This is a genomic window from Pseudomonas sp. B20(2017) (genome assembly GCF_002113125.1).
In the GTDB taxonomy this organism is placed as follows: Bacteria; Pseudomonadota; Gammaproteobacteria; order Pseudomonadales; family Pseudomonadaceae; genus Aquipseudomonas.
Genome location: NZ_NEJP01000016.1, coordinates 80737 through 103688, shown reverse-complemented (window position 1 = coordinate 103688; position 22952 = coordinate 80737). Strand labels below are relative to the sequence as shown.

At 61.9% G+C, this 22952-nt stretch carries 21 protein-coding genes; 10 read left to right on the top strand and 11 right to left on the bottom strand.

All coding sequences use genetic code 11. The annotated features are described in order from the left end of the window. Positions 1-37: 37 nt before the first annotated feature. Complete coding sequence (locus CAF63_RS22240; protein ID WP_007954656.1) at positions 38-223, top strand: hypothetical protein; 186 nt, start codon at positions 38-40, stop codon at positions 221-223. Between the two features lie 36 nt (positions 224-259). Here the strand turns inward: CAF63_RS22240 and CAF63_RS22235 are convergent, their stop codons facing one another. From CAF63_RS22235 to CAF63_RS22185, 11 genes are all read right to left on the bottom strand, one after another. Next, complete coding sequence (locus CAF63_RS22235; protein WP_074691233.1) at positions 260-550, bottom strand: type II toxin-antitoxin system RelE/ParE family toxin; 291 nt, start codon at positions 548-550, stop codon at positions 260-262. Continuing rightward, positions 528-776 carry a CopG family ribbon-helix-helix protein gene (locus CAF63_RS22230; protein ID WP_039769579.1) on the bottom strand — a complete coding sequence of 83 codons (249 nt, stop codon included), beginning with the start codon at positions 774-776 and terminating at the stop codon, positions 528-530. The genes CAF63_RS22235 and CAF63_RS22230 overlap by 23 nt, the downstream gene beginning before the upstream one ends. Positions 777-980: 204 nt before the next feature. Continuing rightward, on the bottom strand, positions 981-1487 hold the full coding sequence (locus tag CAF63_RS22225) for a Bro-N domain-containing protein (RefSeq protein ID WP_085688856.1): 507 nt from the start codon (positions 1485-1487) through the stop codon (positions 981-983). A gap of 406 nt (positions 1488-1893) precedes the next feature. After that, entirely contained in the window at positions 1894-3378 is a 1485-nt protein-coding gene (locus CAF63_RS22220) for an APC family permease (RefSeq protein WP_085688853.1), read from the bottom strand. A 211-nt stretch (positions 3379-3589) separates the two neighbouring features. Continuing rightward, on the bottom strand, positions 3590-5014 hold the full coding sequence (locus tag CAF63_RS22215) for a gamma-aminobutyraldehyde dehydrogenase (RefSeq protein ID WP_085688850.1): 1425 nt from the start codon (positions 5012-5014) through the stop codon (positions 3590-3592). Between the two features lie 174 nt (positions 5015-5188). Beyond that, entirely contained in the window at positions 5189-6013 is an 825-nt protein-coding gene (locus CAF63_RS22210) for an ABC transporter permease (RefSeq protein ID WP_085688847.1), read from the bottom strand. Beyond that, the gene (locus tag CAF63_RS22205; protein ID WP_085688843.1) at positions 6003-6938 is read right to left on the bottom strand and encodes an ABC transporter permease; all 936 of its coding nucleotides are present in this window, start codon (positions 6936-6938) and stop codon (positions 6003-6005) included. Before CAF63_RS22205 ends, CAF63_RS22210 begins: the two co-directional genes overlap by 11 nt. A 1-nt stretch (position 6939) precedes the next feature. Continuing rightward, entirely contained in the window at positions 6940-7977 is a 1038-nt protein-coding gene (locus CAF63_RS22200) for an ABC transporter ATP-binding protein (protein WP_085688840.1), read from the bottom strand. A gap of 214 nt (positions 7978-8191) precedes the next feature. Beyond that, positions 8192-9343: a putative ABC transporter substrate-binding protein YdcS gene (ydcS, locus tag CAF63_RS22195; protein ID WP_085688838.1), complete on the bottom strand. Its 1152-nt coding sequence runs from the start codon at positions 9341-9343 to the stop codon at positions 8192-8194. Positions 9344-9425: 82 nt separating this feature from the next. Next, positions 9426-10913: a gamma-aminobutyraldehyde dehydrogenase gene (locus tag CAF63_RS22190; protein WP_085688835.1), complete on the bottom strand. Its 1488-nt coding sequence runs from the start codon at positions 10911-10913 to the stop codon at positions 9426-9428. 99 nt (positions 10914-11012) lie between these two features. Continuing rightward, positions 11013-11927: a LysR family transcriptional regulator gene (locus tag CAF63_RS22185; protein ID WP_085688832.1), complete on the bottom strand. Its 915-nt coding sequence runs from the start codon at positions 11925-11927 to the stop codon at positions 11013-11015. A 176-nt stretch (positions 11928-12103) separates the two neighbouring features. Here CAF63_RS22185 and CAF63_RS22180 point away from each other — a divergent pair, with 176 nt between their 5' ends. The 9 genes from CAF63_RS22180 to prfB all read left to right on the top strand — a co-directional run bounded on the left by CAF63_RS22180 (position 12104) and on the right by prfB (position 22867). Next, entirely contained in the window at positions 12104-12826 is a 723-nt protein-coding gene (locus CAF63_RS22180; RefSeq protein WP_085688829.1) for a tellurite resistance TerB family protein, read from the top strand. Between the two features lie 258 nt (positions 12827-13084). Next, a complete protein-coding gene (locus tag CAF63_RS22175) occupies positions 13085-14707 on the top strand; it encodes a methyl-accepting chemotaxis protein (RefSeq protein ID WP_085688826.1) in 1623 nt (540 codons plus the stop codon). Continuing rightward, the gene (locus CAF63_RS22170; RefSeq protein ID WP_085688823.1) at positions 14707-15243 is read left to right on the top strand and encodes a chemotaxis protein CheW; all 537 of its coding nucleotides are present in this window, start codon (positions 14707-14709) and stop codon (positions 15241-15243) included. Before CAF63_RS22175 ends, CAF63_RS22170 begins: the two co-directional genes overlap by 1 nt. After that, entirely contained in the window at positions 15240-16517 is a 1278-nt protein-coding gene (locus CAF63_RS22165; RefSeq protein ID WP_085688820.1) for a protein-glutamate O-methyltransferase CheR, read from the top strand. The genes CAF63_RS22170 and CAF63_RS22165 overlap by 4 nt, the downstream gene beginning before the upstream one ends. Then, positions 16514-17197, top strand: coding sequence for a chemotaxis protein CheW (locus CAF63_RS22160; RefSeq protein WP_007954679.1), 684 nt, complete (start codon positions 16514-16516; stop codon positions 17195-17197). Before CAF63_RS22165 ends, CAF63_RS22160 begins: the two co-directional genes overlap by 4 nt. Beyond that, positions 17194-19488 (top strand): hybrid sensor histidine kinase/response regulator, encoded by a 2295-nt coding sequence (locus tag CAF63_RS22155; RefSeq protein ID WP_085688817.1) that lies wholly within the window; start codon positions 17194-17196, stop codon positions 19486-19488. The genes CAF63_RS22160 and CAF63_RS22155 overlap by 4 nt, the downstream gene beginning before the upstream one ends. Continuing rightward, positions 19485-20495 carry a chemotaxis response regulator protein-glutamate methylesterase gene (locus CAF63_RS22150; protein ID WP_085688814.1) on the top strand — a complete coding sequence of 337 codons (1011 nt, stop codon included), beginning with the start codon at positions 19485-19487 and terminating at the stop codon, positions 20493-20495. Before CAF63_RS22155 ends, CAF63_RS22150 begins: the two co-directional genes overlap by 4 nt. Before the next feature lie 48 nt (positions 20496-20543). Further along, positions 20544-21545 carry a PleD family two-component system response regulator gene (locus tag CAF63_RS22145; RefSeq protein ID WP_039769610.1) on the top strand — a complete coding sequence of 334 codons (1002 nt, stop codon included), beginning with the start codon at positions 20544-20546 and terminating at the stop codon, positions 21543-21545. Between the two features lie 226 nt (positions 21546-21771). After that, a protein-coding gene (gene prfB, locus CAF63_RS28575; RefSeq protein ID WP_143492482.1) for a peptide chain release factor 2 occupies positions 21772-22867 on the top strand; the annotation gives its coding sequence in 2 pieces (ribosomal slippage) (positions 21772-21843 and positions 21845-22867; 1095 coding nt in all). The last annotated feature ends 85 nt before the right edge of the window (positions 22868-22952 follow it).

The following is a 22952-nucleotide window of genomic DNA, read 5'->3' as shown; positions in this document are numbered from 1 at the left end:
TCGAAAATTTCTGACGTACTGGAAAAGGACATCGTCCATGACAAAAGGACAAGGCATCACCGAAATGTTGGGCATCTTTCCCTGCCTCACCAACGTCCGGCGAAGACGCCGGCTCAGTCCTGACGAACTGAAACTGGTGGAGCGTTACCGGGAGTTGTCGGAAAGCGACCGGATTGCGATGCGGTATCTGGTGGATGCGATGAGGAGTGTTTCGCGGTTCTAGGGAGGTGAACAGCCAGCCGTACTTGCTACGGCTGGTTTACCAATTTTCTGGTTGTTCTGCGCGCTGGTGCAGAATTCTCAAGACCTGGATCTGGCCATCCTCCAGGCGATATGGCGCAATGAACGGATAACGGGTCAGCACCAGTTCGCGTATATCCGGTACGACTGAAGGCCGGCCTGAACCCGGAAATTGCTTCAATTGATCAAACGCTCCAAGAATGGAGTTCACGACACCAAACGCTGGATTGGCACCCAAGATGCCTTGGTAATACTCAAAAATTGTTTCGAGATCGTTTTCAGCTCGTTCAGTCAGTACTACGTTCGGCACGTTTTGCCCACTTAGCCTTCACGGCATCCAGATCGGTAAGATTTCCAGCATCGGCATCAGCAATCCCCTCGCTGATGGCTTGCAGATGCCAAGACTCCGCTTCCACATATCTAACCAACGCACGCTTGAGATGGTACTGGCGGTCTCGGTCAGTGGCCGCGGCCAATTGATCCAATTGTTGAGCGAGCAATTCTTCGACGCGGAAGGATAAAACGGGCGAGGCCATGGAAGATCTCCTGCGTGTGTATACGCTGTAAACGACGTAGACACCCTAGGCCGCGATAGCATCGGCGTCAACCAGTCAGAGTGCGAGGTTGAGGAAAACTCTAGTGGACTTGAACGCCGCTGGAAGACGGGATGTGTTGCGAAATGCTTGGATAATACCCCGGTGACCTAATCGCCGCCGGGGCAAAGCCACTGACTTTCAGAGTCAGCCGCAAGAGCGCGGCGCTGGATACGGCTGCTGTACTTGCACCAATTCAGGCATATCACGCCATTTCACCCAAGCCTGTTGTTGCCAATGCAACAGCGGCACGGTGACGCCTGCCCAATGCACCGAGCTCAGGCTCGGGCAGTTTTCCGCTGTTACTGAGTTGGTTTCCCGCAGGATGGGGATCACCTCATTACTCAGCCATTGCCGCAGGTTGCGGTTTTCCGGGATGAAATGATGGACGAGCAGCGCATACATGCCGGATTCGCTGACCATTGGTGTCTCGACAACTTTGCCGTACTTGCGCAGCCGGACGGTGCGGCGTTGGTCGGGGTCGAGTTTGAGCGTGACGCGTAGGTTCAAGGGATGGCCCATCATGCGGCCGAGATCCTGAGCGCAGAACCAGGCTTGATGATCGAGCAGGAGAGCGTGGAGGAAGCGGTTGTGGCGGGTGAAGACGGTGGGAGTGAAATATTCAGTATTCGGATTGTGAGTAGGTGCTGGCATGAGATGACTTCCGTTTCGAGTAGGAAAGTCGCCACCAACTCTTCGAAAAGTTGGGTGGCGAACCGAGTGGCGTTCGAAGTCGGGTTACTTCCTGTCGAAACGGAAAAGGCGGAAGGCCCGCGCCACACGGCCCGCCATAACGCAGAACTAAAGTTGCAAAGCAGCCGCAGTTCAATGGGGGCACGCAAGCACCGTTTTGACAGATTTCCGGCTTCGACCCCGGGCCGCTGATTGGGCAGCGACGGGGTAAAGCCTATCGGTCAGGCGCTAGCGGCGCCAAGTCTACTCTGCCGACGCCATTCGTAGGAAAGGGGACTGAATGCTGAGAGTTCGGTCTGTAGGAAGCGAGTAACTGACGCTGAAAGAAATCAGCCCCGAAATTGTGATAAATCCGGGGCTGTTTTTCTTAGCGACTAACTTTCCAGGCATCCCCAGCCGGCGCCTTCCCATGGTTATACGGCTTGCCAATCCACATGTACACCAACCCCAGCCCAATCACGATCGCCGTGCTCAGCACCATCGCGTAGTTGATGTACCACGCCGCATCCGGTGTGCGGGGCCAGGCCATGTTGATGATTGCGCCGACGCCGTAGACCAGCGCGCCGATGTTCACCGGCCAGCCCCAGGCGCCGAGGGTGAATTTGCCGCTGGGTTTCCAGCCTTTGCTGCGGGCGTACAGGGCGGCGAGCACGATCATCTGGAACGCGAGGTAGATGCCGATGGCGGCGAAGCTGACGATGGTGGCCACGGCGTCTTGCAGGAAGAAGCCGAGGGCGATGATCAGTCCGGGCAGGACGCCGGACACGAACAATGCGGCAACCGGAACCTGGGTCGTAGGAGAAATCTTTTTCAGCAGTCGGCTGCCGATGACCATTTCATCGCGGGCGTAGGAATACAGCAGACGACTCGCCGCCGCTTGCAGGCTGATGACGCAGGAGATGAAGGAAATCATCACCACGCCCATCACCACTTTCGAACCGACCGGGCCGAAGGCGTTGTTGAGGATGGTGGTGACCGGGTCCTTGTCGGTGCCGTTGATCACCGCTTGTATGTCCGGCACGGCGAGGATCAGCGCCAAGCAGGCGAACATTGCCGCGATGCCGCCGATGTAGATGGTCATGCGCATGGCCACCGGGATTTTCTTGCTCGGGTTCGGGGTTTCTTCGGCGACGTCGCCACAGGCTTCGAAGCCGTAGTAGAGGAACATCCCCGCCAGCGATGCGGTGAGGAAGGCTGGCAGGTAGGAGCCGTCAACGCTGATATCGAAGGTGTTGAACAGCACGCTGATCGGCTGGTGGCGCTCGAAAATCAGCAGGTACACGCCGACGATCACCGCGCCCACCAGTTCGCAGAGGAAGCCGAACATGGCGATCCGCGCCAGCACTTGGGTGCCGCTGAGGTTCACCAGTGTGGCGAACAGCGTCAGCACCAGGGCGATGACGATGTTGGTGTTGTTGCTTGGCTCAAAGCCCAGCATGGCCGCGAGGTACGGGCCGGCGCCGACCGCCACGGCGGCGATGGTTACGCACAGGGCGATGGAGTAGATCCAGCCGACCATCCATGCCCATTTCTTGCCGACCAGGCGACGTGCCCAAGGATAAACGCCACCGGAAATCGGGAACTGCGAAACCACTTCGCCGAAGATCAGGCACACCAGCAGTTGCCCGCAACCGACCAGCAAATAGGCCCAGAACATCGGCGGCCCGCCAGCGGCCAGGCACAGGCCGAACAGGGTATAAACCCCTACGACCGGTGACAGATAAGTGAAGCCCAACGCGAAGTTTTCCCACAGGCTCATGCTGCGGTTGAAGTTGGAGGTGTAGCCCAGTTGGCGCAGTTGTTCGGCATCGCTGTCGGCAACGGCGGCTGAGAGATCGGGTGATGCACTCATGTGTGTTTGCTCCGTGAAATCGGCAGATTTCGGATGGCCGAAACCGTGGCGGGGCTTGGTGAGCGCCGCCCGGATCGGTAGTTATTGTTTTGAATGCCTGGTGGTGCGTAATGCCGGTTTTCTTCCTGAAACCGGGGTGACGCCATCGCCAGCAGGCCGGTTCCCACAAAGACTGTTTGAACCTGTGAGAGCCAGCCTGCTGGCGATGCTTTTAGTGCTTGAACATCACATGCCGAACCGTGGTGTAGTCTTCCAACCCGTACATGGACATGTCCTTGCCGTAGCCGGACAGTTTCTGACCGCCATGCGGCATTTCGCTGACAAGCATGAAGTGGGTATTCACCCAGGTGCAGCCGTACTGCAACCGCGCAGACAGTCGATGCGCACGTCCTACATCCGCCGTCCACACCGAGGACGCGAGGCCGTAGTCCGAATCGTTGGCCCACTCCAGCGCCTGGGCTTCATCGGTGAACTTGGTCACCGACACCACCGGCCCGAACACTTCGCGGCGGACGATTTCGTCGTCCTGCTGGGCGTCGGCCAGAACGGTCGGTTCGAAGAAGAAACCATTGCCTTCGACAGCCTTGCCGCCGGTGATCAAGCGAATGTGAGGTTGCGCCACGGCGCGCTCGACAAACCCGGCGACGCGGTCGCGATGCTGGGCGGTGATCAGCGGCCCCAGCTCGGTCGACGGATCATCCTGCAAGCCATACTTGATGCTGCTTACCGCCGCGCCGAGCTTCTCGACGAACTTGTCGTAGATGCCTTGCTGGGCGTAGATCCGACATGCAGCGGTGCAGTCCTGGCCGGCGTTGTAGAAGCCGAAGGTACGAATGCCTTCGACCGCCGCATCAATGTCGGCGTCGTCGAAGATGATCACTGGGGCCTTGCCGCCCAGTTCCATGTGCATGCGTTTGACGCTGTCGGCGGTGCTGGAAATGATGTTCGAACCGGTGGCGATGGAGCCGGTCAGTGAGACCATGCGCACTTTCGGATGGGTCACCAGCGGACTGCCCACGCTCGGCCCACGCCCGAACACCAGATTGAGTACACCGGCCGGGAAAATTTCCGACGCCAGTTCGGCCAGACGCAACGCGGTCAGCGGGGTTTGTTCCGACGGCTTGAGCACCACGGTATTACCGGCGGCGAGGGCCGGGGCAATTTTCCAGGCGACCATCATCAGCGGGTAGTTCCACGGCGCGACGGAGGCGATCACGCCCACCGGGTCGCGGCGGATCATCGAAGTGTGGCCAGGCAGGTATTCGCCACCGGCCGAACCACTCATGCAACGGCTGGCGCCGGCGAAGAAACGGAACACGTCGGCAATTGCCGGGATCTCGTCGTTCAGCGCGGCACTGTAGGGTTTGCCGCAGTTGTCCGATTCCAGTTTGGCCAGTTCTTCGCCGTGGGCTTCGATGGCGTCGGCGAGTTTGAGCAGCAGCAGCGAACGGTCCTTCGGCGTGGTCTGCGACCATTCGGCGAAGGCACTGTCGGCGGCGCGCACGGCGGCATCGACCTGGGCTTCGGTGGCTTCGTTGATTTCCACCAGCACTTCGCCGCGCGCCGGGTTGAGCACCGGTTGCGCCGGGCCTTCGCCGTTGACCAGTTGGCCGTTGATCAAGAGTTTGGTTTGCATGTTGTTGTCCTCACTAACACTTTTATTTTTCTGCCTGAACCGAATTGAAACTGTGGGAGCGAGCTTGCTCGCGAAAGCGTTGCTCCAGCCGGCATCAATGCTGGATGTGACCGCCTCATCGCGAGCAAGCTCGCTCCCACAGGGATTTGTGGTTTGTGTTTTCTGTGTAGATGTTCATTTGCCGCCGCTGCCGGCCACGCTCTCGCCACCCCGGGTCAGGTAGTAGGCGCCGAGGATCGGCAGCATGGTCACCAGCATCACGAGCATCGCCACGACGTTGGTCACCGGCACGTCCCGTGGGCGGCTCAGTTGGTTGAGCAACCACAGCGGCAAGGTGCGTTCATGGCCAGCGGTGAAGGTGGTGACGATGATTTCGTCGAACGACAGCGCGAACGCGAGCATGCCGCCGGCGAGCAGTGCCGAGCCGAGGTTCGGCAGGATGATGTAGCGGAAGGTCTGCCAGCCGTCGGCGCCGAGATCCATCGACGCCTCGATCAGGCTGTGCGAGGTGCGGCGCAGACGGGCGATGACGTTGTTGTAGACGATCACCACGCAGAAGGTCGCGTGGCCGACGATGATGGTGAACATCCCCGGCTCGATCCCCAGCGTCTTGAAGGTCGCCAGCAGCGCGATCCCGGTGATGATCCCCGGCAGCGCAATCGGCAGGATCAGCATCAGCGAAATGCCCTGCTTGCCAAAGAAGTCCCGGCGGTACAGCGCCGCTGAAGCAAGGGTGCCGAGCACCATGGCAATCAGTGTGGCGATGGCCGCGATCTGCAACGACAGCTTGATCGCTTCCAGCACGTCCGGCCGAGAAAACGCCACGCTGAACCAGTGCAGCGTGAAGCCTTTCGGTGGAAAGCTGAACGCCGCGTCTTCGGTGTTGAAGGCGTAGAGGAAGATGATCAGGATCGGGAAGTGCAGAAACACCAGCCCGCCCCAGGCTGCGATTTTCAGGCCTATGGAGGCATGCCCTTGTGATGAAGAGTCAGAGTGCATCGAAAGCCCCCAGTCGTTTGACGATGGACAGGTAAATGGCGATCAGCACGATCGGCACTAGTGTGAACGCCGCAGCCATCGGCATGTTGCCGATCGCGCCTTGCTGCGCGTAGACCATGCTGCCGACGAAGTAGCCCGGCGGGCCCACCAGTTGCGGCACGATGAAGTCGCCCAGGGTCAGCGAAAAGGTGAAGATTGAACCGGCAGCAATCCCCGGCACCGACAGCGGCAGAATCACCTGCATGAAGGTCTGGCGCGGTTTGGCCCCGAGGTCGGCGGAGGCTTGCAGCAACGACGGCGGCAAGCGTTCCAGCGAGGCCTGGATCGGCAGGATCATGAACGGCAGCCAGATGTAGACGAACACCATGAACCGCCCCAGATGCGAGGTCGACAAGGTGCTGCCGCCGACCCCGGGAATCCCCAGAATGAACTGCAACACCGGCTCCAGTCCCAGGTGCTGAACGAACCACTGCGCCACGCCGCCCTTGGCCAGCAGCAACGTCCAGGCGTAGGCCTTGACGATGTAACTGGCCCACATCGGCATCATCACCGCGATGTAGAAAAACGCCTTGGTCTTGCCGGTGGTGTAGCGCGCCATGTAGTAGGCGATCGGGAACGCGACGATGGCGCTGGCGATCGACACCACGACGGCCATGCTCAGGGTGCGCAGAATGATGTCGAAGTTCGACGGCTGAAACAGCGCGGCGAAATTAGCCAGGGTCAGGTCCGGGGTGACCGCCATGGTGAAGTCGTCGAAGGAGTAGAAACCTTGCCACAACAGCACCAGCAGCGAGCCCAGATAGATTGCGCCGAACCACAGCAGCGGCGGCACCAGCAGCATCGACAGGTACAGGTTCGGCTTGCGATAGAGCAGATTGGAAAACCTGCGCAACGGTGCCGATTGAGGGAGGGCGAGGGCGGTCATGTCACACCTCGCTCGCAACGGTGTCGTGCAGCGCAATCATCGCTTCCCGCGCCCAGCGTGCGCTGATGCGCTGACCGGTCTGGTGCTGCGCGCTGCTGTCGACCCACTGATTGTTGGCCTGACTGATGCTCAGGGTCTGGCCGTTTTCCAGTTTCAGCTCGTAGCGCGTGGCGCTGCCCTGGTACTGGATGTCGTGCAGCAGACCGCTGACTTCGATTTCATGGCTGGCCAGCGGGCCTTCGGCGAAACGCACGTGTTCCGGGCGGATCGAAAACGGCTGCGGATGGCCGCTGAGCTGGCGCGCCAGATCACCGCGAATCACGTTCGAAGTGCCGACGAATTCGGCGACGAACGTGGTGATCGGTTTCATGTACAGAGTGCGCGGCGTGTCGACCTGTTCGATGCGACCCTTGTTGAACACGGCCACGCGGTCGGACATCGACAGCGCTTCAGTCTGATCGTGGGTGACGAAGATGAAGGTGATGCCGAGCTGGCGTTGCAGCTTCTTCAGTTCGCTCTGCATCTGTTCGCGCAGCTTCAAGTCGAGAGCGCCCAACGGCTCGTCGAGCAACAGCACTCGCGGGCGATTGACCAACGCGCGGGCGAGGGCGACACGCTGGCGCTGACCGCCGGACAACTGCACCGGTTTGCGCGCGCCGTAGCCGCCGAGGGCGACCATGTCCAAGGCTTCTTCGGCGCGTTTATGGCGCTCGGTTTTGCTGACGCCTTTGACCTTCAGGCCGTAGGCCACGTTATCCAGCACGTTCATGTGCGGAAACAGTGCGTAATCCTGAAACACCGTGTTGACGTCGCGCTGATAGGGCGGCAGACCGGCGGCTTCGGCGCCGTGAATGCGGATCGAGCCCGCGCTCGGTTGCTCGAACCCGGCGATCAGGCGCAGGCACGTGGTCTTGCCCGAGCCGGAGGGGCCGAGCATGGAAAAGAACTCGCCGTCCTGGATGTCGATGGAAACCCGGTCAACGGCCTTCACTTCGCCGAACTGCCGGGAAACGTTGGTGAACTGGACTGCAAGCGTCATGGTGCGGTGCTCCAAATAGGCGAGGGCCGTCGCAGCGGCCCTGCCTGGACTTCTGAAAAACGAACAACGGTTATCTGTTGCCAGGTGAGATCGCGGTATTGGCGGTGATCTCATGTGGGAGCGAGCTTGCTCGCGAAGACGGTGGGTCAGTCACCTGCAATGTTGGATGTGATACCCACTTCGCGAGCAAGCTCGCTCCCACAGAAAAGATCGATTACCTACCGCCCATAATCGCAATGTAGTCCTGCGTCCACCGGCTATACGGCACAAACTTCCCACCCTCAGCCTGCGGTGTTTTCCAGAAGGCGATCTTGTCGAACTGGTCAAACCCGTTGGTCTTGCAGCCTTCAGCGCCGAGCAACTCACTGCCCTGACACGCCGCCGGAACCGCCGGCAACGAACCGAACCATGCCGCCACATCACCCTGGACTTTCGGTTGCAGTGACCAGTCCATCCACTTGTACGCGCAGTTCGGGTGCTTGGCCTCGGTGTGCAGCATGGTGGTGTCGGCCCAGCCGGTAGCGCCTTCTTTCGGCACGGTCGAGGCGATCGGCTGTTTCTCGTTGATCAGGCCGTTGACCTGATATGGCCAGGCGCTGGATGCGACCACGCCTTCGTTCTTGAAGTCGCTCATCTGCACCGTGGTGTCGTGCCAGTAGCGGTGGATTAGCTTCTGCTGGGCGCGCAACAGTTCCAGCACGGCTTTGTACTGATCTTCGGTGAGCTGGTACGGGTCCTTGATCCCCAGCTCAGGCTTGGTGGATTTCAGATAGAGCGCCGCGTCGGCGATGTAGATCGGGCCGTCGTAGGCTTGCACGCGACCCTTGTTCGGCTTGCCGTCGGGCAGGTTCTGCGCGTCGAACACCACGTTCCAGCTGGTCGGCGCGGTCTTGAACACGTTGGTGTTGTACATCAACACGTTCGGGCCCCACTGGTACGGGGTGCCGTAGGTCTGGTTGTTGACCACGTACCACGGCGCGTCTTTCAGGCGCGGGTCGAGGGATTTCCAGTTCGGGATCAACGCGGTGTTGATCGGTTGCACACGCTTGCCGACGATCAACCGCAGCGACGCATCGCCCGACGCGGTCACCAGGTCGTAACCGCCCTTGGCCATCAGGCTGACCATTTCGTCAGAGGTGGCGGCGGTTTTCACATTGACCTTGCAGCCGGTTTCCTTCTCGAAACCGGTCACCCAGTCGTAGGCCTTGTCGCTTTCACCGCGTTCGATGTAGCCGGGCCAGGCGACGATATCCAGCTGACCTTCGCCGGCGCCGACGGCTTTCAGCGGTTCGGCGGCCTGCAGGCTGGCGCTGGCCAGCAGGGCCGTGGTGATTGCACTGAACAGTGCGGTCTTGTGCACGAACATAGTGAACCCTCTTCTTTAAATTATGGTCGGGGCAGTTGTGAACGCGGTGGAGCATGCCGTCAGCGGCTTGTTATTAGCGTAGTCAGAGATGCTGGCCGTGGCGGGCCATGATGTGCCGCACCACGCTGTAGTCCTGTAGCGAATCGCTGGATAAGTCTTTGCCGTAACCGGAGCGTTTCAGCCCGCCGTGGGGCATTTCGCTGACCAGCATGAAATGGCTGTTGATCCAGGTGCAGCCGTATTGCAGGCGTGCGGCGACCTGCATCGCCTTGTCCAGGTTCTGGGTCCAGACCGACGAGGCGAGGCCGTATTCCGAGTCGTTGGCCCAGTCCACCGCTTGCGTCAGTTCGTCGAAGCGGGTCACGGTCACCACCGGTCCGAACACTTCGCGCTGGACGATTTCATCGCTCTGTTTGCAACCGGCCAGCAGGGTTGGCTGATAGAAGAATCCGGCGCCGGAGTGCACTGCCGCGCCGGTCACCCGCTCGATATGCGGCTGACCGAGGGCGCGCTCGACGAAACTGGCCACGCGGTCGCGCTGACGGGTGCTGATCAGCGGGCCGATTTCGTTGTCGGCATCGCGTTTGCCGGCGAAGCGCAGGCTGCTGACCGCTGCGCCGAGTTCAGCCACCAATTTGTCGTGAATCCCTGCCTGGGCGTAGATCCGACAAGCCGCCGTGCAATCCTGCCCGGCGTTGTAATAGCCATAAGTGCGCACGCCTTCGACCACGGCTTTCAGATCGGCATCGTTGCAGACGATCACGGGGGCTTTGCCGCCGAGCTCGAGGTGGGTGCGCTTGAGGGTTTTCGCGGCGGCCTGGAGGATTTTCTGGCCGGTGACGATATCGCCGGTCAGCGACACCATGCGCACTTTCGGATGCCCGACCAAGTGACTGCCAACGCCTTCTCCGCCACCGCAGACAATGTTGATCACCCCGCGCGGCAGGATTTCTGCCAGTGCTGGCGCCAGTGCCAGGATCGACAGCGGCGTGTGCTCGGACGGCTTGAACACCAGCGTATTGCCCGCAGCGAGGGCCGGGGCGATCTTCCACGCGGCCATCATGATCGGGTAGTTCCACGGCGCAATCGAGGCGACGACGCCAATCGGATCGCGGCGCACCATGCTGGTGTAGCCCGGCACGTATTCGCCGCTGAGCTGGCCGGTCTGACAGCGCACCGCGCCGGCGAAAAAGCGGAATACATCGACGGTCGCAGTCAAATCGTCCTGCCGCGCCAGATGCAGCGGCTTGCCGCAGTTCAGGGCTTCGAGTCGGGCGAGGTGGTCGGCATGTTTCTCGACGGCGTTGGCGATTTCCAGCAGCAGGTTGGAGCGTTGTTGCGGGGTGGTGCGCGACCACTCGGCAAGGGCGCGGTGGGCGGCGAGGATGGCGGCTTCGACTTGTTCGGTGCTGGCTTCGGCGATCTGGGTCAGGACTTCACCGGTGGCCGGGTTGAGGATCGGTTCGACAAATCCTTGCCCGGCGACCAATTCGCCGTCGATCAGCAACGCGGTGTGCATGTGGGTCTGCGCGCCAGCCATTTTCCGGGATCTCTTTTCTTGTGTGGTCATATTGCTCCCTGTTCCGGGAGCCAACCGTCTTATAGATGCAGCAAGACTAGTGTGCGGCTCCGGGGTCGACAAATTCTAAATACTGAAGGTGGCATTCGATTAAATAGATGGCTTGCGCCCGCCGTGGGGCTGCTCGCGAGCCACGGTCAGGAACGGATCGACCAGCGCGGGGCGCGCAGTGCCACGACGCCAGGCCAGGCCGACGTCGAGGGTCTGGTTGAGATCGGCAATTGGCCGCGCTTCGATGATGTCGCCTTCCAGCGACCATGGGCGGTAGGTCATGTCTGGCTGGATCGAAACGCCGAGACCCGCCGCTACCAGGCTTCGCACTGCCTCGGTGGACGCGGTTCTGAGGGTGATCTTCGGTTGCAGTCCGGCCCCGCGCCACAGGCGTTGGGCGTTGCGATCCATCTCGTCGACGTTCAGCTGAATCAACGGCTCCCGGGCCACATCGGCGAGGTTGATGCTGTCGTGTTCCAGCAGCGGATGCTGGGCCGGCAGCCATAAACGGTGCGGCGAATGGGTCAATACTTCGATCTGCAGGGCGTGGCGGTCTTCGAGGTTGGAGAGGATCAGCACCCCGACATCGATCTCGCCGCTGACCAGCAAATGTTCAATATACGGCCGCTCGTCCTCCATCACCCGGATCTCGACATTGGGGTAGGCACGCTGGAAACGGGTGAGCAAATCCGCCAGGTAATAACCGGCCACCAGACTGGTCACGCCGACGATCAACTGCCCGGCAACCTGATCGGTGCTTTGTTGCAGGCTGCGTTTGGCGTTGTCCACGGTCGCCAGAATCAGGTGCGCCTGGCGCAGGAACTGGTGGCCCTGATGGGTAAGCGTCATGCCCTTGGCGTGGCGATTGAACAGGCTGACGCCGATTTCTTCCTCCAGTTGCTGGATGGCCAGGGTCAGGGTCGATTGGGAAATGAACGCGGTTTGCGCGGCGGCGGAGATCGAGCCGGTCTCGGCCACGGCGATGAAATGGCGGATCTGACGCAAGGTCATCATGGAAGGTTTACCCGGTGGGCGGTTTTTTTAGATTGCCTCGAGTGTATATCTATTTTCGCGAATGGCTGCTCCGGGCCAGGCAACATCTGGAAGCACACTCGCACCCAAGTGACGGGCACTTTCGAACTAGGCTGAGGGCCTTATTGATCCGGATAAACCCAGTTTGGAGACGGAACATGAACACCCGTGGATTGCTCGATCAACTCCTCAAGTCCGGCCAGGATCTGCTGCAGAACAAGGCGGGCGGGGCGCAGAACAAACCGGCTGCCGGTGGCTTGGGCGGCTTGCTGGGCGGATCTTCCGGTAATGGCGCACTCGGCGGTTTGCTGTCAGGCGCAGGCGGCGGTGCCCTGGCGGCCGGCGCCATGGGCCTGCTGCTGGGCAGCAAAAAGGCCCGCAAGGTTGGCGGTAAAGTCGCCCTCTACGGCGGCCTCGCCGCACTGGGCGTAATCGCCTACAAAGCCTACGGCAACTGGAACGCCCAGAAAGGCACCGCTCCACAAAACGAACCGCAAACCGTCGATCGCCTGCCACCGGCGCAAGTCGAACAACACAGCCAGGCCATCCTCAAAGCCCTGGTCGCCGCCGCCAAGGCCGACGGCCACATCGACGACCGCGAACGCCAACTGATCGAAGGCGAATTCACCAGACTCGACAACGATCAGGAACTCAAGCACTGGCTCCACGCCGAACTCAACAAACCCCTCGACCCCACCGACGTCGCCCGTGCAGCGAGCACACCGGAGATGGCCGCCGAGATGTACGTGGCGAGCGTGATGCTGGTGGACGAGGAGAACTTCATGGAAAAGAGCTATCTGGATGAGCTGGCGCGGCAGTTGAAGCTGGAGCCGGGGTTGAAGGTGGAGTTGGAGAGGCAAGTCCGTGTGGCAGCCCTGTAGAGCTGCCATGATCGATACGAGAACCCGCTATCTTGCACAGGATCGCGGGTTCTTTCGTTGCAGCAGCTGAAATGACCAATCCATCGCCCCTTTTTGCCATTGCGTCACTGGCACGCCGCCCTCCGATTCCTTGAAAGTCCCTGTCCAGAGCCCACCCCGTTTAATGCCGGAAGGCCTGAGCGCGGCAAACCGTCTTATAAATGAAACACCGCCCTCAGCTATACTCCCCCGCATTTCGACCCGCCCCGAGGACTGACTGTGAAGAACTGGACGTTGCGCCAACGCATTTTGGCAAGCTTTGCGGTGATTATCGCCATCATGCTGCTGATGGTGGTCGTCTCGTATTCGCGGCTGCTTAAGATCGAAGCCAGTGAAAACAGCGTCCGTGACGACGCGATTCCCGGCGTCTATTACAGCTCGATGATTCGTGGCGCGTGGGTCGACAGCTACCTGCAGACCCAGGAACTGCTGGGGCTCAAGGAAGGGCAGGGCGTCAGCAGCGAAGACGCGGCCGACTACAAGGCCTTCGAATCCCGGCTTCAGGAACAGATGGCCAATTACCGTGGCACGGTAGTCACGGACGAGGACAAGCTCGAATTCGCGGCGTTCGAGAAATATCACGATGCCTATCTGAAAATTCAGGATGCGGTGCTTGATCTGCACAAGCGCAACCTCGAAGCCGATGCCGTCAAGATGTTCCACGAGCAACTGACACCGACCTGGTACTCGGGCCGGATGAAACTCAACGACATCATCGGCGAGAACAAGCGAGTCGCCGACCAGGCCATGGCCAACATCGACGAGGCTGTGGCAGCGGCCAAAGTCAGCATGTTCGTCTCGCTGCTGGTGGCCGTGCTGGCTGCCGGCCTCTGCGGTCTGTTGCTGATGCGCGCAATCATGGCGCCGATGAACCGCATCGTGCAGATCCTCGACATCATGCGCACCGGCGATCTGAGCAGCCGCTTGAATCTCGAGCGCAAGGACGAGTTCGGCGCAGTGGAAACCGGCTTCAACGACATGATGACCGAGCTCACCGCGCTGGTGTCCCAGGCCCAGCGTTCGTCGGTACAGGTCACCACCTCGGTGACCGAGATCGCCGCCACCTCCAAGCAGCAACAGGCGACCGCCACCGAAACCGCTGCGACCACCACTGAAATTGGCGCGACATCCCGCGAAATCGCGGCAACCTCTCGCGACCTTGTACGCACCATGACTGAAGTCTCCACCGCCGCCGATCAGGCCTCGGTGCTGGCCGGTTCCGGGCAACAAGGCCTGGCGCGCATGGAAGACACCATGCACTCGGTGATGGGCGCGGCGGATCTGGTGAACGCCAAACTGGCGATCCTCAACGAGAAGGCCGGCAACATCAATCAGGTGGTGGTGACCATCGTCAAGGTCGCCGACCAGACCAACCTGCTGTCCCTGAACGCCGCGATTGAAGCGGAGAAGGCCGGTGAGTACGGTCGCGGTTTCGCCGTGGTCGCCACCGAAGTTCGGCGCTTGGCGGATCAGACCGCTGTTGCCACGTATGACATCGAACAGATGGTCCGCGAGATCCAGTCGGCGGTGTCCGCCGGGGTGATGGGCATGGACAAGTTCTCCGAGGAGGTGCGTCGCGGCATGGCCGAAGTGCAGCAAGTGGGCGAGCAGCTGTCGCAGATCATCCATCAAGTGCAGGCGCTGGCGCCGCGGGTGTTGATGGTCAACGAGGGCATGCAGGCCCAGGCCACCGGTGCCGAGCAGATCAACCATGCGCTGGTGCAGCTGGGTGATGCCAGCAGCCAGACGGTCGAGTCGTTGCGTCAGGCCAGTTTCGCCATTGACGAACTGAGCCAGGTGGCCGTGGGCCTGCGCAGCGGCGTTTCGCGATTCAAAGTCTGATGAGCGAAATCACCGCCAAACGCAGCGCTGCACCGGTGGCGAAGCAGGCGCTGTTCCTGCTGTTTCGCATCGGCAGCGAACGCTACGCCTTGCGCGCCACGGAAGTGGCCGAAGTGCTGCCGCGCCTGCCGTTGAAGCCGATTGCCCGGGCGCCGCACTGGGTGGCAGGGGTGTTCGCCTATCGCGGCACGGTGGTGCCGGTGATCGACCTCAGTGCCCTGACGTTCGGCCATCCTGCGCAAGCGCGCACCAGCACACGGCTGGTGCTGGTGCATTACCGCGCGGATGAATCGCAGCCGTCGCACTGGCTGGGCCTGATCCTCGAACAGGCCAACGACACCTTGCGTTGCAACCCGGATGATTTCCAGCCGTACGGCCTCGACAATCGTCAGGCGCCGTACCTGGGCCCGGTGCGTGAAGATGCGCAAGGGCTGGTGCAGTGGGTGCGGGTCAACGATTTGCTGGACGAGTCGGTACGTACGCTGCTGTTCCCGACACCGCCGCTGGATCCGGCGCGGCTTGAGGAGCAGCCATGAGCAGCGACCAGCGCTTCTTCGACTTCCTCAAGGAACGCATCGGCCTCGACGTCGCTTCGGTCGGGCCGGCGATCATCGAGCGGGCCGTGCGCCAGCGCATCACCCTGTCGCAAACGGTGAATGCCGATGAGTACTGGCAGACGCTGCAAGGCTCGCGGGATGAACAGCAGGCGCTGATCGAAGCGGTAATCGTCCCCGAGACCTGGTTTTTCCGTTACCCGGAATCCTTCGCCACCCTCGGCAAACTGGCACGCAAGCGCCTGAGCGAGCTGAACAACATGCGCGCGTTGCGCATTCTCAGCCTGCCGTGCTCCACCGGTGAAGAACCCTATTCGATTGCCATGGCCTTGCTCGATGCGGGCCTCAAGCCCCATCAGTTCAAGGTCGATGGTATGGACGTCAGCCCCTTGTCGGTGGACAAGGCGCGGCGGGCGCTGTACGGCAAGAACTCGTTTCGCGGTCAGGAACTGGACTTTCGCGAGCGGCATTTTTTCGCCGAGAACGAGGGGTATCGGGTGAATGACATCGTCCGCGAGCAGGTGCGCCTGCAGGTCGGCAACGTGCTCGATCCGTCATTGCTGGTCAACGAGCCGCCGTTCGATTTCGTGTTCTGTCGCAACCTGCTGATCTATTTCGATCAGCCGACCCAGCAGCAAGTGTTCGCCGTGCTCAAGCGCCTGACCCATGTCGATGGTGTGCTGTTTATCGGCCCGGCCGAGGGCAGTCTGCTTGGGCGGCTCGGCATGCGCTCGATCGGGATTGCGCAGTCCTTCGCCTTCAGCCGCCACAGCGAACCGCAGCCCGAACCGTTGCCGATGCCTACCGCGATGCCGGTGCCGTTGCCTGTGCGTCAGCCGGTGCGCAGTACGCCACCGCCGCCGGTGCGCAACCGTCCGTTTGCTGGCGTGACGCCGTTGCCGGCGACAGCTAAAACCACCAACCCCGACGCCGCGACGTTGCTGGCCAACATCGCCGCCCTGGCCAACGAAGGCAAAAGCGCCGAAGCCCGGGCCGCATGCGAGCAGTATTTGCGCAGCCATGAGCCGGTGGCCCAAGTGTTTTACTGGCTCGGCCTGCTCAGCGATGTCGCCGGCAGCGCCTTCGAAGCCCAGGGCTTTTACCGCAAAGCGCTGTACCTCGAACCGCAACACCCCGAAGCCTTGATGCACCTGGCCGCGCTGCTGCAGGCCCAGGGCGACACGGCCGGCGCCAGACGATTGCAGGAGCGCGCCGCCCGCAGCGACCGCACCGCCGACAGTGAGCGTAAACGATGATCCCGTCCGACACCTTGAACGTCACCCACGAAGACGCCCGGGCCATCGACGATTGCTGGAACCGCATCGGCATCCACGGCGACAAGTCCTGTCCGCTGCTGGACGAGCACATCCATTGCCGCAATTGCTCGGTGTATTCCGCCGCCGCCACGCGCCTGCTCGACCGCTATGCGTTGCAGCAGGACGAGCGCGATCCGGTGGCGACCCAGGTCGAAACCGAGCTGAAGACCCGTTCGCTGCTGATGTTCCGCCTCGGCGAAGAATGGCTCGGACTGGCCACCCGCAGTCTGGTGGAGGTCGCACCGTTGCAGGCGATTCACTCGCTGCCGCACCAGCGCTCCCGGGCCTTGCTCGGCGTGGCGAACGTGCGCGGTGCGTTGGTGGCGTGCCTGTCGCTGGTCGAACTGCTCGACCTCGACAGCAACGCGGCCCCGGCGACCGGCGCGCGAATCATGCCGCGCATGCTGATCATCTCGGCCCAGGGCGGGCCGGTGGTGGTGCCGGTGGACGAAGTCGACGGGATTCACGCCATCGACGAGCGCATCCTCGATGCTGCCTCACGTTCGGGTGCGCAAGCCAGCGCCAAATACACCCGAGGCGTGCTGCCTTTCAAAGGTCGCAGCCTGCGTTGGCTGGATGAAGAACAGCTGTTGTCCGCCGTGTCCCGGAGCCTCACATGACCCCCGAGCAAATGCGCGACGCCTCCTTGCTCGAGCTGTTCAGCCTCGAAGCCGAAGCTCAGACCCAGGTGCTCAGCGCCGGGCTGCTGGCGCTGGAGCGCAACCCGACCCAGGCCGATCAGCTCGAGTCGTGCATGCGTGCGGCGCACTCGCTGAAAGGCGCGGCGCGGATCGTCGGCATCGACAGCGGCGTCAGCGTCGCCCACGTGATGGAAGATTGTCTGGTCAGCGCCCAGGAAGGGCGGTTGTTCCTGCGCCCCGAGCATATCGACGCGCTGTTGCAGGGCACCGACTTGCTGATGCGCATTGCTACACCGGCCAACGGCCCGCAACCGGCGGACATCGAGGCTTACGTGGCGTTGATGGGCGGGTTGCTCGATCCGACGGCGCCGGCCGTGGTGCCCGCCGCTCCGAGTGCGCCGCCGATGGCCGAGTTGCAGCTTCAACCACCGCCGCTGGCTGAGCCGGCGCCGGTTGAAATCCCGGTCGAGGTTGCCGAGCCGGAGCCTGCGCCGCGCAAGAGCAAACGCACCACTGAGGGCGGCGAGCGGGTGCTGCGGGTCACCGCCGAACGCCTGAACAGCCTGCTCGATCTGTCGAGCAAGTCCCTGGTGGAAACCCTGCGCCTCAAGCCGCACCTGGCCACGATGCAGCGCCTCAAGCGCATGCAGAACAACGGCCTGCGGGCGCTGGAAAGTCTTAACGTTCATCTCAAGGAACACGCCCTGAGCCTTGAGGCTCAAGAGGCGCTGGAAGACGCGCGCCGTTTGCTCGCCGAATCCCAGCAACTGCTGGCAGAGAAAAATGCCGAACTTGACGAGTTTGCCTGGCAAGCGAGTCAGCGCGCACAAGTGCTCTACGACACCGCTCTGGCCTGCCGCATGCGGCCGTTTGCCGATGTGTTATCGGGGCAGGTGCGGATGGTGCGCGACCTCGGTCGCAGCCTCGGCAAACAGGTGCGGCTGGAAATCGAGGGCGAGAAGACTCAGGTCGACCGCGATGTGCTGGAAAAACTCGAAGCTCCGCTGACGCACCTGCTGCGCAACGCGGTCGATCACGGCATTGAAACTCCGCAGGAGCGCCTGCTCAAAGGCAAGCCCGAAGAAGGCCTGATCCGCCTGCGGGCCTCGCATCAGGCCGGTCTGTTGGTGCTGGAGTTGAGCGACGACGGCAACGGTGTGGATCTGGAAAAGGTCCGCCGCAGCATCGTCGAACGTCAGTTGTCGCCGGCCGAAACCGCCGCCCAGTTGAGCGAAGAAGAACTGCTGACCTTCCTGTTTCTGCCGGGTTTCAGCCTGCGCGACAAGGTTACCGAAGTGTCCGGTCGTGGCGTCGGCCTTGATGCCGTTCAGCACATGGTCCGCCAGTTACGCGGCGCGGTGGTGCTGGAGCAGACGGCGGGCGAGGGCAGTCGCTTCCATCTGGAAGTACCGCTGACCCTGTCGGTGGTGCGCAGCCTGGTGGTGGAAGTCGGCGACGAGGCCTACGCCTTCCCGCTGGCGCACATCGAGCGCATGTGCGATCTGGCGCCGGAGGACATCGTGCAGGTCGAAGGCCGCCAGCATTTCTGGCACGAAGGTCGACATGTCGGGCTGGTTGCGGCCAGTCAGTTATTGCAACGTCCCGCCAGCCAGAACAGCGGCGATACCTTGAAAGTCGTGGTGATCCGCGAGCGCGATGCAATCTACGGCGTGGCGGTCGAGCGTTTCATTGGCGAGCGCACGCTGGTGGTGCTGCCGCTGGACGAGCGGCTGGGCAAGGTGCAGGACATTTCCGCCGGGGCCTTGCTCGACGATGGCTCGGTGGTGCTGATTGTCGACGTCGAAGACATGCTGCGTTCCGTGGACAAGCTGCTCAACACCGGGCGTCTGGAGCGCATCGCGCGTCACGGCAATCAGGCCGCTGAAGCGGCGCGCAAGCGGATCCTGGTGGTCGACGACTCGCTGACCGTGCGCGAACTGCAACGCAAGCTGCTGCTCAATCGCGGCTACGACGTGGCCGTTGCGGTGGACGGAATGGACGGCTGGAACGCCTTGCGCTCCGAGGACTTCGACCTGCTGATCACCGACATCGACATGCCGCGCATGGACGGCATCGAGCTGGTTTCGCTGCTGCGTCGTGACAACCGTCTGCAATCGCTGCCGGTGATGGTGGTGTCCTACAAGGATCGTGAGGAGGACCGCCGCCGTGGACTGGACGCCGGCGCCGACTATTATCTAGCCAAGGCCAGTTTTCATGACGACGCCCTGCTCGACGCGGTGGTTGAGCTCATCGGAGGAGCGCGGGCATGAAGATCGCAATCGTCAACGACATGCCGCTGGCAGTGGAGGCTCTGCGCCGGGCGCTGGCCTTCGAGCCGGCGCATCAGGTGGTGTGGGTCGCCAACAATGGCGCCGAAGCCGTGCGCCTGTGTGCGGAAAGCACCCCGGACCTGATCCTGATGGATCTGATCATGCCAGTAATGGATGGCGTCGAGGCCACCCGGCGGATCATGGCCGAGAGCCCATGCGCGATCGTTATCGTCACCGTGGACCGCCAGCAGAACGTGCACCGGGTGTTTGAAGCCATGGGCCACGGCGCGCTGGACGTGGTCGACACCCCGGCCATCGGCGGTGGCAATCCTCAGGAAGCGGCGGCGCCGCTGCTGCGCAAGATCCTCAACATTGGCTGGCTGATCGGCGAGAAAACCGCCCGCTCGCGTCCGGCTCCTGCGACACCGCGCAGTACCGCCTCACGCCAGCGATTGGTGGCGATCGGCTCGTCGGCGGGTGGCCCGGCAGCGCTGGAAGTATTGCTCAAAGGCCTGCCGCGCCACTTTTCGGCGGCCATCGTGCTGGTGCAGCATGTCGATCAGGTGTTCGCCGCCGGCATGGCCGAATGGCTGGCCAGCGCCAGCGGCCTGGACGTGCGTCTGGCCCGGGAAGGCGAACCGCCGCAGGCCGGCGCGGTGCTGCTGGCCGGCACCAACCACCATATTCGTTTGCTCAAGAACGGCACGCTGGCCTACACCGCCGAGCCGGTCAACGAGATCTATCGCCCCTCGATCGACGTGTTTTTCGAAAGCGTCGCCAACTACTGGAACGGTGACGCAGTAGGGGTTTTATTGACGGGGATGGGACGCGACGGGGCGCAAGGGCTTAAGCTCATGCGCCAACAGGGTTATCTGACCATCGCGCAGGATCAGCAAAGTAGTGCGGTGTACGGCATGCCCAAGGCTGCCGCAGCCATCGACGCGGCCGTAGAAATCCGTCCACTGGAAAAGATAGCGCCACGATTGCTGGAGATTTTCCCCAAATGAACACGTACCTCCGCAATCCTGGCCCCCGCAGCACTCAGGTGACCGCCCATGAATGACTTACAGATCGATGACATCAAAACCGACGAGAACGCCGCCATGGTGTTGTTGGTGGACGATCAGGCGATGATCGGCGAAGCCGTGCGCCGTGGGCTGTCGAACGAAGAGAACATCGACTTCCACTTCTGTTCCGACCCGCATCAGGCGGTGGCCCATGCGGTACGGATCAAGCCGACGGTGATTCTGCAGGATCTGGTGATGCCTGGCCTCGACGGCCTGAGCCTGGTGCGCGAATACCGCAATCACCCGGCGACCAAGGACATTCCGATCATCGTCCTGTCGACCAAGGAAGACCCGCTGATCAAGAGCGCGGCGTTCTCCGCCGGGGCCAACGATTATCTGGTGAAACTGCCGGACAACATCGAGCTGGTGGCGCGCATCCGCTATCACTCGCGCTCCTACATGACCCTGCTGCAACGGGACGCGGCCTACCGCGCGCTGCGGGTCAGCCAGCAGCAATTGCTCGACACCAACCTCGTCTTGCAACGCCTGATGAACTCCGACGGCCTGACCGGGCTGTCCAACCGCCGGCACTTCGACGAATACCTGGAACTGGAATGGCGCCGTTCGCTGCGCGACCAGAGCCAGTTGTCGCTGCTGATGATCGACGTCGATTACTTCAAGTCCTACAACGACACCTTCGGCCATGTCGAGGGCGACGAAGCGCTGCGCAAGGTCGCCACGGCGATTCGCGAGGCCAGTGCCCGGCCGTCCGATCTGCCGGCGCGTTATGGCGGCGAAGAATTTGCGCTGGTGCTGCCCAACACCTCGCCGGGCGGGGCGCGACTGGTGGCGGAAAAGCTGCGCCAGACGGTCGCGGCGCTGAAGATTCCGCACAATGCCCCGGCCGAAGGCTCAAGCCTGACCATCAGCATCGGCCTGGCGACCATGGTGCCGGAGTCGGGCAGCGACTGCCGGTTGCTGATCTCGGCGGCGGATCGCGGCCTGTACCTTGCCAAGAACAACGGGCGCAATCAGGTCGGCATCGAATAGGTACGCGATACCCTTGTGGGAGCGGGCTTGCTCGCGAATGCGGTGGGTCATTCAGCAATGATGTCGACTGATACTCCGCCTTCGCGAGCAAGCCCGCTCCCACAGGGGATCTGTGTCAGGCCATGTCAAGTGAATCGCCTTAACAGCCGCCAGACGGGCTGCCGTGACAGCGTGATTACGTTATACTCGCCGGCTTTCAAAAGTTCGCCAACGAGTGCTGCCCGTCATGGAAATCAACCCGATCCTGAACACCATCAAGGACCTGTCCGAGCGCTCCGAATCTATTCGGGGGTATCTTTGACTACGATCAAAAGCATGAGCGTCTGATCGAAGTCAATCGCGAGCTTGAAGATCCTGCAGTCTGGAACAAACCTGAATACGCCCAGGAACTGGGCCGCGAGCGCTCGACGCTGGCGCAGATCGTCGACACCCTGGACGAGCTGGCCACCGGCCTGGCCGATTCCCGCGAGCTGCTCGACATGGCCGTTGAAGAGAACGACGAAGGCGCCGTGAATGACGTCGTCGAAGTCCTCCAGGGTCTCGAAGAGTCCCTGGCCAAACTGGAATTCCGTCGCATGTTCAGCGGCGAGATGGACCCGAACAACGCCTACCTGGACATCCAGGCCGGTTCCGGCGGCACCGAGGCCCAGGACTGGGCCAACATCCTGCTGCGCATGTACCTGCGCTGGGCCGACAAACGCGGTTTCGACGCGACCATCATGGAGCTGTCGGCCGGTGAAGTCGCCGGGATCAAGGGTGCGACCGTGCACATCAAGGGCGAATACGCCTTTGGCTGGCTGCGTACCGAGATCGGCGTGCACCGTCTGGTGCGCAAGAGCCCGTTCGACTCCGGCAACCGTCGCCACACCTCGTTTTCCGCGGTTTTCGTCTCGCCAGAGATCGATGACAAGGTGGAAATCGAAATCAACCCGGCAGACCTGCGGATCGACACCTATCGTTCCTCCGGTGCCGGTGGTCAGCACGTAAACACCACCGACTCGGCCGTACGTATCACCCACGTACCGACCAACACCGTGGTGAGCTGCCAGAACGAACGTTCCCAGCACGCCAACAAGGACACCGCCATGAAAATGCTGCGGGCCAAGTTGTACGAGCAGGAAATGCAGAAGCGCAACGCGGCGTCCCAGGCGCTGGAAGACACCAAGTCGGACATCGGCTGGGGTCACCAGATCCGTTCGTACGTGCTCGATGCGTCGCGGATCAAGGATCTGCGCACCAACATCGAACGCAGTGACTGCGACAAGGTGCTCGACGGCGACATCGACGAATACCTGGAAGCCAGCCTGAAATCGGGCCTGTAAGAAACGCAATACAGGATCGGCTGATTCAACTCGATCTCTGTAGGAGCCAGCCTGCTGGCGATCCCCGGGCCGAAAGGCCCGGGGG

What these genes read in the sequence shown, in the direction of transcription:
- CAF63_RS22240 (WP_007954656.1), top strand. Translation starts at nt 38, where the DNA reads ATGACAAAAGGACAAGGCATCACCGAAATGTTGGGCATCTTTCCCTGC.
- CAF63_RS22230 (WP_039769579.1), bottom strand. Translation starts at nt 776, where the DNA reads ATGGCCTCGCCCGTTTTATCCTTCCGCGTCGAAGAATTGCTCGCTCAA.
- CAF63_RS22225 (WP_085688856.1), bottom strand. Translation starts at nt 1,487, where the DNA reads ATGCCAGCACCTACTCACAATCCGAATACTGAATATTTCACTCCCACC.
- CAF63_RS22220 (WP_085688853.1), bottom strand. Translation starts at nt 3,378, where the DNA reads ATGAGTGCATCACCCGATCTCTCAGCCGCCGTTGCCGACAGCGATGCC.
- CAF63_RS22215 (WP_085688850.1), bottom strand. Translation starts at nt 5,014, where the DNA reads ATGCAAACCAAACTCTTGATCAACGGCCAACTGGTCAACGGCGAAGGC.
- CAF63_RS22210 (WP_085688847.1), bottom strand. Translation starts at nt 6,013, where the DNA reads ATGCACTCTGACTCTTCATCACAAGGGCATGCCTCCATAGGCCTGAAA.
- CAF63_RS22205 (WP_085688843.1), bottom strand. Translation starts at nt 6,938, where the DNA reads ATGACCGCCCTCGCCCTCCCTCAATCGGCACCGTTGCGCAGGTTTTCC.
- CAF63_RS22200 (WP_085688840.1), bottom strand. Translation starts at nt 7,977, where the DNA reads ATGACGCTTGCAGTCCAGTTCACCAACGTTTCCCGGCAGTTCGGCGAA.
- ydcS (WP_085688838.1), bottom strand. Translation starts at nt 9,343, where the DNA reads ATGTTCGTGCACAAGACCGCACTGTTCAGTGCAATCACCACGGCCCTG.
- CAF63_RS22190 (WP_085688835.1), bottom strand. Translation starts at nt 10,913, where the DNA reads ATGACCACACAAGAAAAGAGATCCCGGAAAATGGCTGGCGCGCAGACC.
- CAF63_RS22185 (WP_085688832.1), bottom strand. Translation starts at nt 11,927, where the DNA reads ATGATGACCTTGCGTCAGATCCGCCATTTCATCGCCGTGGCCGAGACC.
- CAF63_RS22180 (WP_085688829.1), top strand. Translation starts at nt 12,104, where the DNA reads ATGAACACCCGTGGATTGCTCGATCAACTCCTCAAGTCCGGCCAGGAT.
- CAF63_RS22170 (WP_085688823.1), top strand. Translation starts at nt 14,707, where the DNA reads ATGAGCGAAATCACCGCCAAACGCAGCGCTGCACCGGTGGCGAAGCAG.
- CAF63_RS22165 (WP_085688820.1), top strand. Translation starts at nt 15,240, where the DNA reads ATGAGCAGCGACCAGCGCTTCTTCGACTTCCTCAAGGAACGCATCGGC.
- CAF63_RS22160 (WP_007954679.1), top strand. Translation starts at nt 16,514, where the DNA reads ATGATCCCGTCCGACACCTTGAACGTCACCCACGAAGACGCCCGGGCC.
- CAF63_RS22155 (WP_085688817.1), top strand. Translation starts at nt 17,194, where the DNA reads ATGACCCCCGAGCAAATGCGCGACGCCTCCTTGCTCGAGCTGTTCAGC.
- CAF63_RS22150 (WP_085688814.1), top strand. Translation starts at nt 19,485, where the DNA reads ATGAAGATCGCAATCGTCAACGACATGCCGCTGGCAGTGGAGGCTCTG.
- CAF63_RS22145 (WP_039769610.1), top strand. Translation starts at nt 20,544, where the DNA reads ATGAATGACTTACAGATCGATGACATCAAAACCGACGAGAACGCCGCC.